Origin of the sequence: Syntrophomonas sp. DTU019 (genome assembly GCA_913757435.1) — a bacterium.
In the GTDB taxonomy this organism is placed as follows: domain Bacteria; phylum Bacillota; class Syntrophomonadia; order Syntrophomonadales; family Syntrophomonadaceae; genus DTU019.
In genome coordinates, this window is sequence record CAJYDM010000004.1 from 171605 (window position 1) to 185336 (window position 13732).

The following is a 13732-nucleotide window of genomic DNA, read 5'->3' on the forward strand; positions in this document are numbered from 1 at the left end:
AGTATATTTTTTGTTTTGGAGTAATAGAAGATACCTCCTCAGAACTGTTTTCCATTTAGTAATACATAAAGTGCAATATCGTGTTGCTTGCTTCATCGTAAAGAACTTCTAAAGTATACGGTTTTCCACTCTTATACATTTTAGTATAATACATGAATGCAGATGTTGTACCCTTTGGGTCAGGAACACATACCTTTTCTTTTATTGCTTGTTTCACCGAACTCTTCGGCCCTTTCTTTGTTTTCTGTGACTGTGTATTTCCTGGCTGTCTCATGGGCAATTTCTTGGGTCAGGAAACTTGCCGCTCCCCAGTACGTAGAACCTATAAGACCGAAGCAGAACAAAATAGGATAATGATTGATATGCTGATTCTATAATCGCCTAGCTTTTTTGGTTTTTGAGTATCATATCCCGCCTTTATTAAAATGATCATACAAAAACCCCGCCAAAGCGGGGCTTTGACTAATATATTTCTTATTGCTATCATATACTCATAAAAGGAGTTGCCGCTTTTGACACGGCGGTAGGTCCTTAGACCGTCTTAGGCCGCCTTACTCAAAAGGCGGTCGTTTATTTTCTGAGCATGAAGCACAGAGAAATACTGTCCCTTTGCTTTCCTGCAGGAGATCGTTCGTAATGAGTTGAATAGCATTTCAATACATTCATCACCCTCTGCTGAAAAGTAGGGTGATGTAATGACTATTCCCCGTTGCCTGGAGCCTGCTCTCAACGGTCTAAAATCGCTTATGCGAGTTTACCGGGCAGTTCCCTTACCAGAATGGAAAGGAGTGGTAACCATGGAATTCAGACAGGTTTACACGCCGGGACTTGCACATTGTTCTTACGTTATTGGCGGTAAGAATGAATGCGTCGTAGTCGACCCTTCCCGTTCCGTTGACCGTTATATCCAAATCGCCGAAAGCCTCAAGCTGCCTATTACCGCTATCATCGAAACCCATCTGCATGCCGATTTCATTTCCGGCCATGTGGAACTCGCCAGAAGGACTGGAGCCAAAATCTATATTTCAGCGCAAGCCAGGGCGGAGTTTGAGCATTACCCGGTAGGCGATGAAGAAGAATTTCGCATTGATACGCTATTATTCAAGATGCTGGATACTCCAGGTCATACGCCCGAAGGCTCGGTCTTCATCGTCTCCGATCTGGAAAGAGGTAAAATTCCGGCGCTGCTGTTCAGTGGCGACACCCTTTTGGTCGGGGATGCGGGCCAGCTACTTGAAAAGCATTTCCATCATGGAATTAAAAGAACTCTGGGACAATAAAAAAGTTTTACTGATTGATACCCGCCTCAAGAGCGAATATGATGAAATGCATATTGCAGGATCTATTCATTGCCCGGCTCCGGATGTCAGACACCGCTACCAGGAATTTATCGGTGACAAGCCCGCTGCCTTCATATGCAATTCCGGCAACCGATCTTTGTTGGCCGCCAGCTTGATGATGAATTTGAGCGGAAGCAAGTATGCCATCAATGTGATCGGCGGCACCTCAGCCTGGCAAAGGGCGGGCTGCCCGCTCGGGTAAGAAGGCCAATATGGGAATATACAATTTTTCAATTAGCTGACCGTGGCAATAGTGGCTGGGCGGGATTGGCATCGGTGAATCACCATTAAACACCGCTGATGTAGCGCCAGGCAAGACGGTTAATTCAACTCATTTTGGTTCCTTGAGGCAGGGGGAGGCACTTCGGGTTCTGATAATTATCTATTAGAATCTGCTCTGCTCCCTGTCAAACAGCTCCCAGCACATTACTGACCACCTGGTGATTCAACGCGGTGCCTGCGCTCCTCAGCCTGATAGTTAACGGCGCGGTCGGCTCCGATGCCGAATCTGGCCGCATTAGCAATGACCTCAGTGTTAGCCTACAGAAATATGAATTCCCCGCCGTACTCCTGCCTGGCGCATCGAACAGCTTCCTGTCCTTTCTCTGGCTGTAATCAAACTGGTATTTTACTTGCCGTCACTGGGAATGACAAACATTACTTTGTCGGGTAGTGCGAAACCTGAGGTCATGACACATTCCCCCACCGGGCATCTGCCGATGCAATTGCAGGCCTATTGCAACTGGCCAGCCCCGGCAGCCGCAAAAGACCATTCAACAGGCTTTACTTCTAGCAGCCGGATCAGATCACCCTCTCAATGATTGATGACTGAATTATTGCAACCAAACAAGGAAGCCCTTATATGTAGGGATTCATACCGCTACGATGCAGAATACATATTCCATAATGATTCACCCAACTCACAAAATAATTCATATTTGCATCATGTGCTCGTTTTGCATCATTCCCAGCACTTCGTAACCGGTTAACAAAACACAGCAATGGCAGTGCTTAAGGAAAATATTTAAGGGCATATGCGCTTTTGGCATGATAAATGCAATATCAATGATTGAGACTTGTAGTGACCAACATTTACTCCTTAATAAGCTATATCGTCAAACCAGCTGCAAACCCCGCCATGGCCGGTATTGAACCATTATGAAGGGAGTTATCATGAGCGATTTTCTGCTAAGTCAAGCTGATTTGATCGTAGGGTCAGTCAGTAAACCGGGCGGTTGTAATAAGGCCGAAAGAGAACATGATGCGACAGGCATCTCATGCAATGATGCTGAGACCACTGCCCAGAGCACCGCTTTGTTGCCGGAATCGGCACTTGTGTTGTACTTGGACAAATTAGAGCAAAAAGTGCGGAAGCTAACGGCCGAGTTGAACGAGAGCAATAATAGACTGAGACTCTGGCAGGAGCGTTTTGGTTTAGTCATAGCCAATACTTCCGTGGTGTTCTTCAATCAAGACCAAGAGCTTCACTATAACTGGATTTTTAATCCTCCCCGTGGACTTAGCAGCAATCATTTCATAGGCCGCAAAGATGACGCCATTTTTTACCGTGAGGAAGCAAATCACCTATCTGAGATAAAACACCAGGTGATGGAGAGTGGCACTGGTGCACGGCACCAGGTGAGCCTGACCGTCAATGGGGAAATCATCTGCTATGATCTGACCATTCATCCGGTTTACGATCAGGCTGATAAGCTGATTGGTATCTACGGAGTGGCTCTGGATATTACTGATTACAAGCAGCTTGAACAACGGCTGCGGCAACATACTGCACTTATGGATTTTTCTCATGATGCCATAATAATTCGCGATCTGGACAGTCATATTGTCCATTGGAATAAGGGCTGCGAGAAGTTGTACGGATGGACCGCAGATGAGGCCATCGGGCAGATCACTCACAGCCTGTTGCAAACGCAGTTCCCCGATTCGATGGCAGACACCCATAAGGCTTTGATTCAGTCCGGGTATTGGGAAAATGAACTGACTCATATTAACAGATCAGGAGTAAAGCTTATAGTTTGCAGCCGCCAGGTGCTATTACAGAACGAAAACGGAGACCCGGTTTGTATTATTGAAGTCAATAAGGACATCACCCTGCGCAAGCAGTATGAAGAAGAACTTCGATTGCGGAATATAGCAGAGAGCGGCAGTGCATCCAAGGCTAACACCCGTAAGGTTTGATTGCGGTTATAATTACTCGGCAGATAAAATGATTCAGGCTTGCATCACTTTCTTGATTAATAATTCATTTTTGTATTATTTTCTGTTGCCTTAAACAAACGAGCGAATGCATGAGTGATAAGCACACCCAGTATTAGCGGGTTTGAGATCTTTCTTCGTCTTTATTTAAAGTTGGCACGATAAATGCTTGTATTTAGGGAGATAACATTAACTCCTTATTGTCATACACATTTGCAAGCTGCTATTTAAGGGTAATCAAGCGCACCAATTAGTAATATGACTATCAAGTGTTTGCAGCAATATTTCCCAGTCTCAGCCCCTCTTAAATAGCAGCACCCTCTTTTTATCAGGCTTTCTATATCGCCCTCACACATTTCCTGGATTGCCAATTGTGCAGGAAACGGTAAACGATCAGGCAGACTGACCTGCAAAACACCAGGCACAGCAAAGAATATTACTACCAGACGCTCTCATTGGTTTCGCAAGAGTCCCGGTGTGAAAATGCCTTCTACATGCAAGGCTTCCAGGCTATAGCGGCCAGTCATCATCTGGTACTAATGTTCACCTTCAGTATAACCTCGGGCTAAATAACCTTATTTGGGAAAAGATATATTAGAATTTGCTTACTGCGAGAGGATCAAAGCATGCAGTGGTTACTGTTATTGGATTTCCAAATAATCATAACACTTATCCTGGTTATGGCTGCCTGGAGATTCGGCGATTGGAGGCATTGGGAGCAGTATTATCCCACCTTACTGTTTATCAGCCTGGTCAATTTCATTTACAATCTACTGTGCTATAATTATCCGTTATGGGAATATGAATCTCCGTTGCTCAAAACCACCGGCAGCGATATCTTTATTAACCTGATAGGCATGCCCGCCATGACTTTGCTTTTTCTGACCGGCTTTACCAGGTTGATGGAGGGACGTAGAGTGTTAATACCTCTATATACGCTGGGATGGATAGCATGCTTGACATCAGTTGAATGGCTTTCGTATAGACTGGGCCTTTTTTCCTATAATCATGGCTGGACTATCTGGTGGTCGGTCTTGTTCAATTTCGTAATGTTCCCCACGATGTGGCTGCATTACAAACGGCCGCTATTGGCTATAGGCCTTTCTGTCATTTTCGCCGCATTCCTGCTTACCTATTTTGATGTTCCCTTCAGCAGCATGAAATGAGCCGATGCTAATAAAATAGGCCTTGTTCTATCTGTTTAGCTGTCTCTGTTGCTCTTCGTATAGCGTAATTATAAGCTGGTACTGGTACATGGTTTGACTGCAGCCAACACATAGGCTGTCAGCCAAACCATGTGCAAATGGTTAAGGCAATTCTACCGGAATGATCACCTTGTTGATATCGCTGCCATCTTTCATACTGACCTCAAATACCTCCAGTTGCCCGCTGCCCGGCTGCCCCGGGGTGAAAACCAGCTCGGCGGCAAAGTCGCCCCGTTCCGGAGCTCCCGTCGAAGCCGTGGTGTAGCCCTCGGCAAGTACATTGCCGCTGGCATCTTTCAGGCGATAGCTTACTGTAGCTTCGAATACCATGGCAGTGCCTTTGATCTTGATCGGACTGTTTACAGATTGGCCTGGGGTGGGGGCGGTAACCCAGATGATTGGTTCATACACCGAGTTGAGATCACGCTTGAAGGGCTGATCGTGCAGACCCACATGTCCCCACCAGTCAATGGCCTTGTCCACCTGTCCTTCCACGGTGAACTGCACCTCTTCAATAGTTGGGAATTCGGTCAGGGTGTTGACAATACTGGAAATGCCCAGGGCTTCTCCGCTGGCCCCTACATTGGCATGCAAAACTTCAGGCGAGAAGTCGATCGTAGCAACTCCCTGCTCAATTTTAATCCCTAATACTCTGGTGTCGGCGGGAAGCACTTTGAAAGCTCCGGAAGTCTGCGGGGTCCCATTGATAAGTTCGTTTAGGGCCGCTGCGGCAACTCCTTCGCTTTTCGGCACCTGGTGAACTTCACGTACCAAGAACATATTGTCATCGGTGCTTTTCACATAATAGACCGCAACATCCATTGTCTCTGGCGGCACTGGCTCTTGAGGTTGTGCTTGAGGAGCCGGGGATTGCTTAAAACACCCTGCCACAGCAGCCAACAACAGCACCAACAGCAGTACCAGGCCGATCCTTAGAGACGCTGCCCATCTTGCCTTGCCAACTGGCTCATTCCGTTTGGAGCATGATTTATAATTACTCATCTTCTAACCTCCTTATCCTGAATACGAAGCAAAGCAGTGCTGCTTACAGTATGGCTTCCCCACTCACTCTGTTCGGCAGTATCGAATTCTGCTGTGCATGGCTACGCACAACATCTGGACTCAGCAACACCGCACCTTTATCTTAGTGGGTCTCAATGTCCAACAACTGTGCCAGGGGCTGGTCTTTGACGGCCGTTAAATCGAGGCCCGGTTTGATCTTTACCACTAACGAAGTGGAGCCCTTGGTCCAGCGGGTTTCAGTGGTCCGGTCGCTTTCCTGATAATGAAAACGCCGCGGGTAGGACAGCCGTGCCCTGGTCAGGCCCTGCACCACATCAGCCAGGCAGGGAGCACCGGTTACCCAGACCTTTACGTCAGGTTGTGTCAGCTGACCCAGTTCCCGTTCCGCCGCCAGGCACATCTTAACTCCCAGGAGCATATCCGGGCACTGCTCCTGATGGTGATATAGAGCCTCTTTGATCATGATCTCCTCTAGCATGGCCTCTTCCCTGGGCTTGATGTAAGGTGTGCGGGGAGAGAAGATGATATCCTGTTCGTAATACGGTTTGATATCGATAATAGGGGTGCCGTCTATAAAGTCCAGCCTCTGTACATAGAGCAGGTTGTCTTTGATGGCATCCAGCCTGGTGCAGGTGAGTCCTATAGGATTCGGTCGGATCGGTGATCTCAGCCCGAACACCCCATACTCAGGCAGATCAGGGTTAATTCTGGGGTTGACCCGCAGAACATTGCGCACTGATTGATGAAACCATCCCAGTACCCAAATATGAGAATGTTCTCCTAACCGATGCAATGCCGGACTGTACTGGGGGTATATCTCGATTACAGCTCCCTGCCGACTAACCTTAACCTCATGAGGGTTTTTGAATTCGGTGTGAACTACACCAATAGGTTCGATATTAATCAACTTCAGCACCTCCTGCTTCAATATCTCGGGTCTGATGTTTGTCTCTTCATTATACCTAATTTCCCAGAATGGACTATAATAGTCACATATTTAATCAATCCGAGTCTACCCGGCGGGTGTAGCATTATTTACCTTTTTAAAAGCACCACTATCCGCGGCATTTAGCGAATTCTTTGCAGGATATCTGCAGTTTATGGCGAATTAGATTATAAGTATTGAAAAACCATATATTTTCTCCGAGCTGCACTGCCTAAAACCTTACGGCCATGGCATTCAGCCGATGGGTCATCCCGGAAACGGGTTGGCCTCCCATGCTTAGGAAAGGAGAGCAGGTAAGCAACGGCAGTGGTGGTGCTGCTGTTACCGGTGTTACAAATTCTCCTGGCCTGGCCAGGATTTTTTCGTGCTTGAGCATTAATGCTTAGGTATGAACTAAACCGGATCGACTTCTTCCAGGGCTATCTGCTTGAGTATTAACAGTGCTTAGTATTGCCTAAAAACCTAAGCCCTTGATTCGCTGGATCGACTCCCGGCCCTCCTGGGGTCCCAGCGAGAAGATCTATAAGTCGGGATCTGCTGGGGCCTTAGCCCCGCCCCAGCAGGTCAGCCCTCAAAAAGATCGGTCGGGAAACCTTTCGTTTTCGGGTAGGTGATATAGTCAAAGTCAGGCCGCCTCAGTGGTATTTATGGTGCTCCGACATATAATGAACTAGGACTCAATTAATAGCGACCTTAATAGACAAATTCAACATCTGGGGGTATGTGCATGAGACTGTATATTTGCATCGATGACACCGATAACCTGGAGAGCAGAGGCACTGGCAAGCTTGCCGCCCTCTTGATCGATGAACTGCTCAGAAGGCATTGGGGCAGAGCCTTGCCCATCACCCGCCATCAGCTTTTTGTGCATCCTGATATCGCCTATACATCGCATAACAGTTCCATGTGCTTCGGGTTTGACACCTTTGAAGACCTTATCCCTGGTATCATTGAATTGGGGGCGGAGTTCTTGGAAAGAGAGAGTGCACCCGGCTCAGATCCCGGTCTGTGTGTGGCCGCAGTTCCCAGGATGACCCACGTAAACGAAGTTATAGCTTTCGGATGCCGCGCCAAAGAAGAGGTGCTAAGCAAAGCCGAGGCTTATGAACTGGCCAATCTGGCCGGCATTCACCTTTCGGAACACGGCGGCACTGGCATCGGGGTAATTGGCTCGCTGGCCGGAGTAGGCCTCAGGATGGGGGGCAATGACGGGCGATTCCGGGGCAAGATAGAAATCGAACCCGCCTGGACAACCATAACCGTGGCCAGCCTGATAGAGCGCACCCATGTCGACGAGGTGCGCACCCTGGATGGCTTTCGTCTGCCCGACCGTGAACTAATCCTGCTAGGTGAGACGGTTAAGCCTGTGCTGTTGAACGGGCGCTGCGTTCAATTGGTCTACCCCACGGAAAAGACCGGTCCTCGTGAACCCAGGTGGCAAACCTGCACCAAAAGCCAGGTAAAAATGTTTTAGCGTGTTCTAGCCTGGAGTCTGCTTTCTATCCCAGTTATCGGCATTCTGGGCACAAGCTTTACAAACCCTGAAGGGTTTAAACTTCATAATAACCTACCCGGTATAGATCAGAAGTCAAAGGGGGTAATCTTATTTGCCAGCCCGCGCAAAGGATTATCCCCTTTCTATCTTCTTGTTTGGGGCGATGGTTTGACTTAAAACCCGGGGACAGTCTTTACCATTCACCAGAGCAGTATATACAGTGATGGTAACATCAGCCCCATTATTTGAATATTCTAGTAGCAGAATAGTTCTAAATGAGAGAGGTTGATGGATATAATGGATTTTTATGGAGACCATTTTGATACTGAGCTGGTGCGCTATCGGCTTAAGAAACGGAGATCGGGTCATAAAAGGAACGGCGGTTCGGCAACAACAGCTGATTTGTCTAAAGCTCTGGCGGTCACCGATAATCTCAATCTGGAGCCCAAACTGATTAGCAGCCTGGACGCCTGGGGTTATGTATTCCATGTCAATACCCAGCAGATAGCCATTGGGGCCCCGATCAACTTCAGCAACAACGGGCCTTTGACTGGTATTGTCCACCAACCTGGAGGTTCCAATATCGAAGTCACGGCGGGGGGCATTTACAATATTACTTTTGGAGTATATACTGCACAGAACAACCCCCAGGATTGGGCGGTAGTGATAAACGGTCAGGTCAGATCAAGATTCAATTCCGCCGGACAGACGATCAATGCCTCCACTCTACTAAGTCTGAATGCGAATGACGGCATCACCATCCGCAATGTCAACACCTTGCCCAGTCCGGCTACTCTGAGGTCAGGTCCTTTTACCACCGCTTATGTATTGGTGTTAAAAGTGGATGGCTGATTGGAAGCTCTGCTGAAATTGCTTGCATGGTGCCAAAGGTTATGACCTGAAGCCAAGACCCCGGGTTTATCTTGCCGCAGGCAAATGGGGGGGACGGGGTTGGCTGTCAGGGGGAACTATCCCACTTACCCTAAATAGAATCCGGGGCATTGTATACCCCGGATTCCTCTCATAAATATGTCATTGATAACTATGGAGTTTTTCCGCCTTCAGGAGAACAGCACTACCCTTGCCTACTAAATTCATCCACAGCCAGATAGTCGGATGTCACCTGCCGGCTTATTATCTCCCCGTCTTCCATGTAATAAATAATGTCGGTCAAATCGGTAGCTTCCCTAATATGATGGGTCACCATTACAGTGGTTATGCTGTTCTCCCGCAGCAGGCTGCCAATGTCTTGTTTGAATTCGTCGCGGGTACCTTTATCCAGGTTGCTGAAGGGCTCATCCAGGAAAATGACCTCCGGCTGCAGCACCAGGGCTTGTGCGATGGCCACGCGCTGGGCCTCGCCCCCGGATAGCGATCTGGCCCGCTGTCTGACCAGATGGTTTATACCCAGCCTTTCCAGCCATGGCGTAACCTGCCTTTCCCGTGCTCTTCGGCTCAGGCCCCGGAATTTCAGGCCCATTTCCACATTTTCCATAACGCTCGAATCTAGCATCATCGGTTTTTGGAAAACCATTGCCATGCGCCGCCGCAAATTCAATAGAGATTGCTCATGGGCCTGTTTGCCGAAATATACTACTGTTCCGCTGGTCGGTTCCAATAAGGCTGCCATGACCAGCATGAGGCTGCTTTTGCCAGCTCCGTTGGGTCCCATTAGACTAATAGACTGACCCTCCAGAAGGGCAAAATGGGGTATGTTGAGTATGGTCCGCCCCCCCAACACCAGCGTCATATCCTTTATTTCGATTATTGCCTTGCTCATCTTTGGTTTCTCCATTGCTGCAGGGTGGTCAATAGTGCGGTGACACCATAAGCCAGCCCCAGCAAGATCACGCTCAAAGCGATAGCTACATCGAAGTTGCCTTTATTTACCTCCATGACCGTGGCAGTGGTCAAAACCCTGGTCATTCCCTTTATATTACCGCCAACCATCATGGAAGCGCCCACTTCTGAAACCACACCGCCGAATCCTGCCATAACCGCGGCCAAGAGCCCCAACCGGGCTTCTTTGACGAGGCTCCACAGCATCTGCATGCGGTTAGCGCCCAAGGCCAGCAGTTGCAGGCGAATTCGGGGATTGATCTGCTGTATCGCCGCCAGAGTGAAGCTGGTCACTATTGGGGAGGCGATCACTGCCTGAGCGATAATTATAGCCAGGGGGGTGTAAATAATATTGAATGCTCCGAAAGGGCCTGACCGCCATAGGAAGATGCTGACCCATAGCCCCACAACCACTGGCGGCAAGCCCATTCCGAAATTGGCCAGACTGACTAGGAAGTTGCGCCCCGGGAAGCGTCCCAGAGCCAATACCGCTCCCAGCGGAACGCCGATTAAGACGCTCACCAAGGTGGCGGTTCCCGAAACCTTGAGGGTCAGCCAGGTGACTTCCAGGACCTCCGGGTCCAACGCCATGAGCAAATAAAACGCCTTGACCAAACCTTCCCATATCAGTTCCACATTATCACTCCAAGTATCAGTATAGTATATTACTTACCGAGGTCGGCCTCATTCTTACCCGCGTCGGCATAGAATAGGGCCTGCCCGTACTCCTGCACTTTGAACTCACTTATAATCTTTTGAGTTGCAGGCGCTACCATAAATTCCACAAACGCTTTGGCGCCTGCTGCATTGACCTTCGGGTATTTCTCAGGGTTGACCTGGGCGACATGGTAAATATTCAACAAGGCCGTTTCGCCTTCCACCAGGATCACCAGGCTGAGGTTCTTCTTCTGCGCTAAGTAGGTGGCACGGTCTGTAAGGGTATAGCCGCTCTTCTGCTGGGCGATGGTCAAGGTCTGCCCCATGCCCTGTCCGGCCTCTTGATACTTGTCACTCACGGTGGGGGTTATTCCGGCGGCTTTCCACAGGTTCTTCTCCATGGTATGAGTCCCAGAATTGTCACCGCGGGAGATGAACAGGGCGCCTTTTTCATTGATCTTTTTAAAGGCCTCGGCCGCTGTCTTGATTCCCTTGATCTGGGCCGGGTCATTCTCCGGACCGACTATCACGAAATCGTTATGCATCACCAATTGATAATTTGTGATGGCACCGCTCTCCAGCATGGGCTTCTCCTGTGAAGGAGCATGAGTCAGAAGCACATCTGCTTCGCCTTTCTGGCCCATGGTCAGAGCAGCCCCGGTTCCAACTGCAACAGTCTTGATCACATAACCGCTCTGCTTTTCAAATTCGGGGATCAGCACATCCAAAAGACCGCTATCCTGCGTGCTGGTAGTGGTGGCCAGGATGACGTCTTTGTTGACCGGAGGTGCCGGAGTTTGCTGCGCCTGCTGCTGGGTACAGCCCACGATGCTCACCAGAAATACCATCAATAAAACCAGGGGCAAATACTTCTTCTTTAAAAACATTCTTTTACCTCCTCATAATTTGAATGAAAAAACTTTACCCCCCTCTCAAGATATTATTGAAAATCTTGGGACCGAGCTGCTCCTGGCTTAGACAATTTATTGATTGCAGCCCCTGCCCAAATCATCTGTTTGATAAACTGAAACTTTGTGTATCCATGAACCATATATCCGAATCACCCCAAAAAATGGCCGCACCCCGCATTCACAAGGCGGACACGACTTTTCAAGCCTAAACCAGTTCACTGTTCTTTTCAAATGCGAGAGGCACAACAGTCTCCTCTTGCACCCATGGTCTTGTGCTCCATACCTAAAGACTGCAGGAGCACGCGACCGGAGAAATCCAATAATTACGGTTCCAAAAATAAAAAGCCGCACCCGCACTGAAAGAGCAGACTCGACTTTTAATCCTGATCATTCCACTCTCCTTTCCAAATGCGGGAGGCACAACAGTTTCCTCTTGCACCCATCGTCCTGTGCTCCATACCTAATGGCTGCAGGAGCACACGATCGGAGAAATCAAATAATTGCGGTTCCAAAAATAAAAAGCCGCACCCGCACTAAAAGAGCAGACTCGACTTTTTCCTGATCATTCCACTCTCCTTTCCAAATGCGGGAGGCACAACAGTTTCCTCTTGCACCCATCGTCCTGTACTCCATACCTAATGGCTGCAGGAGCACACGATCGGAGAAATATTGGTTTTAAGTAATCTTCGCCAATTTCTAGCATAATCCTGCTCGAGTTGCAAAATTATTCCGTGTACGTTTAAAGCCAGCAACGGTGATGACGGTTTTTAGGGCGGATCATAAAGAGCCGCTAAGGTCTGGCTCCTGAAAAAGTGGTTAATTATTGTAAAATTCGATTATACTTTAAGTAGACAAACTCACAAGAAAGGATGGGGTTTTATGTCAAAAGGGACTATCTTTGTACGCGAACGCCGCAAAGTCCAGGAGGGCGAGAAAAAGCCCCGGTTTGCTGTAGTAGGAGTGGCAGGAATGGATCTAAAGTTGCATGCAAAACACATACGCCGCATGGAATTGGAACAGATGGCCAAAATACTCGACGCCCAAGTAGTATATCTGGAAGCCGGTAATGACGAAGATGAAATAGATGAGGATTAATCCTGGCAAACACGGGGAAAGGCGGATTGGCTGTGGCACTGATTAGAGAGCGAGACAGCAAGCGGCTGCATATCAAAAGTAAACTGATGGGTGAATCCCTGGTGAGCAAGAGTTTTATTGAGGGTCTGGAGCAGGCGGAACAATTCCGCGCACTGCCGCAAGTCAGTGTACTTAAAATCGGCGGGCAGAGCATCACCGACATGGGCGCTAAAGCGGTTTTGCCCATTTTAAAGGAAATCGTGAGCAACGCTAAAGATCATAAAATGATTATATCTACCGGTGGAGGCACCCGCTCTCGGCATGTTTATTCCATCGCCATGGAGTTGGGAATGCCTACTGGGGTCATCGCCAAGCTTGGTCAGAGCGTCTCCGAGCAGAATGCTTTGATGATCTCCACTCTGTTGATGCCTCACGGAGGCATTAAGGTGGGACATGATGATATTCCCAAACTGGCCGCTTATTTCTCTCAGGGCTGCATCCCGGTCATCCATGGTATGCCCCCATACGGCTACTGGGAGCACCTTCCCGCCCAGGGCAGTCTGCCTCCCAACCGCACCGACATGGGAGCCTACCTGTTGGCTGAGGTGATCGGCGCTCGGCAGTGCATTTATATCAAAGATGTGGATGGTCTTTATGAGGACAATCCCAAGTTATACCCTGAGGCCAAATTTATTCCCCGTATCGGGGTGCGAGAACTGCACTCCCTGGATTTGGATGACCTGGTGGTAGAGCGGACAGTACTGGACATGCTAAGCCGCTCCCGCAGTGTGACCGAGATACAAATAATAAATGGACTAATCCCCGGCAATATTACCCGGGCCCTAATTGGCGAGCACGTTGGCACCATCATTTACAACGACTCTGAAAATTAAACCGGCACGGGAGGATCTTGGTCGTTTTTGAACATGGCCTTGGGAAGGCATGGGGATGGAAGGCATGGGGATGGAAAAGGCAGAAAGGCATGGGGACGTCAGACCGGGAAGGCATGGGGACGGTTCTTTTGC

13 protein-coding genes and 3 riboswitches are annotated in these 13732 nt (G+C 48.7%); of the genes, 8 read left to right on the plus strand and 5 right to left on the minus strand.

Going from position 1 to position 13732, the window contains the following annotated elements:
• The first annotated feature begins 695 nt into the window (after positions 1 to 695).
• The 4 genes from AC15IQ_RS11445 to AC15IQ_RS11460 all read left to right on the plus strand — a co-directional run bounded on the left by AC15IQ_RS11445 (position 696) and on the right by AC15IQ_RS11460 (position 4723).
• A complete protein-coding gene (locus AC15IQ_RS11445) occupies positions 696 to 1280 on the plus strand; it encodes an MBL fold metallo-hydrolase (RefSeq protein ID WP_483179283.1) in 585 nt (194 codons plus the stop codon).
• Positions 1252 to 1542, plus strand: coding sequence for a rhodanese-like domain-containing protein (locus AC15IQ_RS11450; protein ID WP_483179284.1), 291 nt, complete (start codon positions 1252 to 1254; stop codon positions 1540 to 1542). Before AC15IQ_RS11445 ends, AC15IQ_RS11450 begins: the two co-directional genes overlap by 29 nt.
• Before the next feature lie 956 nt (positions 1543 to 2498).
• Positions 2499 to 3539, plus strand: coding sequence for a PAS domain-containing protein (locus tag AC15IQ_RS11455; protein ID WP_483179286.1), 1041 nt, complete (start codon positions 2499 to 2501; stop codon positions 3537 to 3539).
• A 644-nt stretch (positions 3540 to 4183) separates the two neighbouring features.
• On the plus strand, positions 4184 to 4723 hold the full coding sequence (locus AC15IQ_RS11460) for a CBO0543 family protein (RefSeq protein ID WP_483179287.1): 540 nt from the start codon (positions 4184 to 4186) through the stop codon (positions 4721 to 4723).
• A 141-nt stretch (positions 4724 to 4864) separates the two neighbouring features.
• Here the strand turns inward: AC15IQ_RS11460 and AC15IQ_RS11465 are convergent, their stop codons facing one another.
• Both AC15IQ_RS11465 and tsaA read right to left on the minus strand, forming a co-directional pair.
• Positions 4865 to 5764, minus strand: coding sequence for a Gmad2 immunoglobulin-like domain-containing protein (locus tag AC15IQ_RS11465; protein WP_483179288.1), 900 nt, complete (start codon positions 5762 to 5764; stop codon positions 4865 to 4867).
• Between the two features lie 142 nt (positions 5765 to 5906).
• Positions 5907 to 6692, minus strand: coding sequence for a tRNA (N6-threonylcarbamoyladenosine(37)-N6)-methyltransferase TrmO (gene tsaA / locus AC15IQ_RS11470; protein WP_483179289.1), 786 nt, complete (start codon positions 6690 to 6692; stop codon positions 5907 to 5909).
• Positions 6693 to 6914: 222 nt separating this feature from the next.
• Positions 6915 to 7035: riboswitch (molybdenum cofactor riboswitch) on the plus strand.
• 423 nt (positions 7036 to 7458) lie between these two features.
• On the opposite strand from tsaA, the gene AC15IQ_RS11475 reads away from it, so the two are divergent.
• Positions 7459 to 8205, plus strand: a complete 747-nt coding sequence (locus tag AC15IQ_RS11475; protein WP_483179290.1) for a hypothetical protein — start codon at positions 7459 to 7461, stop codon at positions 8203 to 8205.
• A gap of 309 nt (positions 8206 to 8514) precedes the next feature.
• Positions 8515 to 9078: a hypothetical protein gene (locus tag AC15IQ_RS11480; RefSeq protein ID WP_483179291.1), complete on the plus strand. Its 564-nt coding sequence runs from the start codon at positions 8515 to 8517 to the stop codon at positions 9076 to 9078.
• A 223-nt stretch (positions 9079 to 9301) separates the two neighbouring features.
• Here AC15IQ_RS11480 and AC15IQ_RS11485 read toward each other — a convergent pair whose 3' ends face one another.
• The 3 genes from AC15IQ_RS11485 to AC15IQ_RS11495 are packed head-to-tail and all read right to left on the minus strand — an operon-like array spanning position 9302 to position 11609.
• Positions 9302 to 10006 carry an energy-coupling factor ABC transporter ATP-binding protein gene (locus tag AC15IQ_RS11485; protein WP_483179292.1) on the minus strand — a complete coding sequence of 235 codons (705 nt, stop codon included), beginning with the start codon at positions 10004 to 10006 and terminating at the stop codon, positions 9302 to 9304.
• Entirely contained in the window at positions 10003 to 10701 is a 699-nt protein-coding gene (locus tag AC15IQ_RS11490; RefSeq protein ID WP_483179293.1) for an ABC transporter permease, read from the minus strand. Before AC15IQ_RS11490 ends, AC15IQ_RS11485 begins: the two co-directional genes overlap by 4 nt.
• A gap of 29 nt (positions 10702 to 10730) precedes the next feature.
• Positions 10731 to 11609: an ABC transporter substrate-binding protein gene (locus AC15IQ_RS11495; protein ID WP_483179294.1), complete on the minus strand. Its 879-nt coding sequence runs from the start codon at positions 11607 to 11609 to the stop codon at positions 10731 to 10733.
• 405 nt (positions 11610 to 12014) lie between these two features.
• Positions 12015 to 12134, minus strand: a riboswitch (molybdenum cofactor riboswitch).
• Positions 12135 to 12189: 55 nt separating this feature from the next.
• Positions 12190 to 12309, minus strand: a riboswitch (molybdenum cofactor riboswitch).
• Positions 12310 to 12512: 203 nt separating this feature from the next.
• Between AC15IQ_RS11495 and AC15IQ_RS11500 the strand changes: the two genes are divergently transcribed.
• The gene (locus tag AC15IQ_RS11500; protein ID WP_483179295.1) at positions 12513 to 12728 is read left to right on the plus strand and encodes a hypothetical protein; all 216 of its coding nucleotides are present in this window, start codon (positions 12513 to 12515) and stop codon (positions 12726 to 12728) included.
• Between the two features lie 32 nt (positions 12729 to 12760).
• The gene (locus tag AC15IQ_RS11505; RefSeq protein WP_483179296.1) at positions 12761 to 13600 is read left to right on the plus strand and encodes an amino acid kinase family protein; all 840 of its coding nucleotides are present in this window, start codon (positions 12761 to 12763) and stop codon (positions 13598 to 13600) included.
• Positions 13601 to 13732: the final 132 nt, after the last annotated feature.

Coding starts and splice junctions, on each gene's coding strand:
- AC15IQ_RS11450 (WP_483179284.1), top strand. CDS start 1,252: ATGGAATTAAAAGAACTCTGGGACAATAAAAAAGTTTTACTGATTGAT.
- AC15IQ_RS11500 (WP_483179295.1), top strand. CDS start 12,513: ATGTCAAAAGGGACTATCTTTGTACGCGAACGCCGCAAAGTCCAGGAG.
- AC15IQ_RS11460 (WP_483179287.1), top strand. CDS start 4,184: ATGCAGTGGTTACTGTTATTGGATTTCCAAATAATCATAACACTTATC.
- AC15IQ_RS11445 (WP_483179283.1), top strand. CDS start 696: ATGACTATTCCCCGTTGCCTGGAGCCTGCTCTCAACGGTCTAAAATCG.
- AC15IQ_RS11465 (WP_483179288.1), bottom strand. CDS start 5,764: ATGAGTAATTATAAATCATGCTCCAAACGGAATGAGCCAGTTGGCAAG.
- AC15IQ_RS11455 (WP_483179286.1), top strand. CDS start 2,499: ATGAAGGGAGTTATCATGAGCGATTTTCTGCTAAGTCAAGCTGATTTG.
- AC15IQ_RS11475 (WP_483179290.1), top strand. CDS start 7,459: ATGAGACTGTATATTTGCATCGATGACACCGATAACCTGGAGAGCAGA.
- AC15IQ_RS11480 (WP_483179291.1), top strand. CDS start 8,515: ATGGATATAATGGATTTTTATGGAGACCATTTTGATACTGAGCTGGTG.
- AC15IQ_RS11485 (WP_483179292.1), bottom strand. CDS start 10,006: ATGAGCAAGGCAATAATCGAAATAAAGGATATGACGCTGGTGTTGGGG.
- AC15IQ_RS11495 (WP_483179294.1), bottom strand. CDS start 11,609: ATGTTTTTAAAGAAGAAGTATTTGCCCCTGGTTTTATTGATGGTATTT.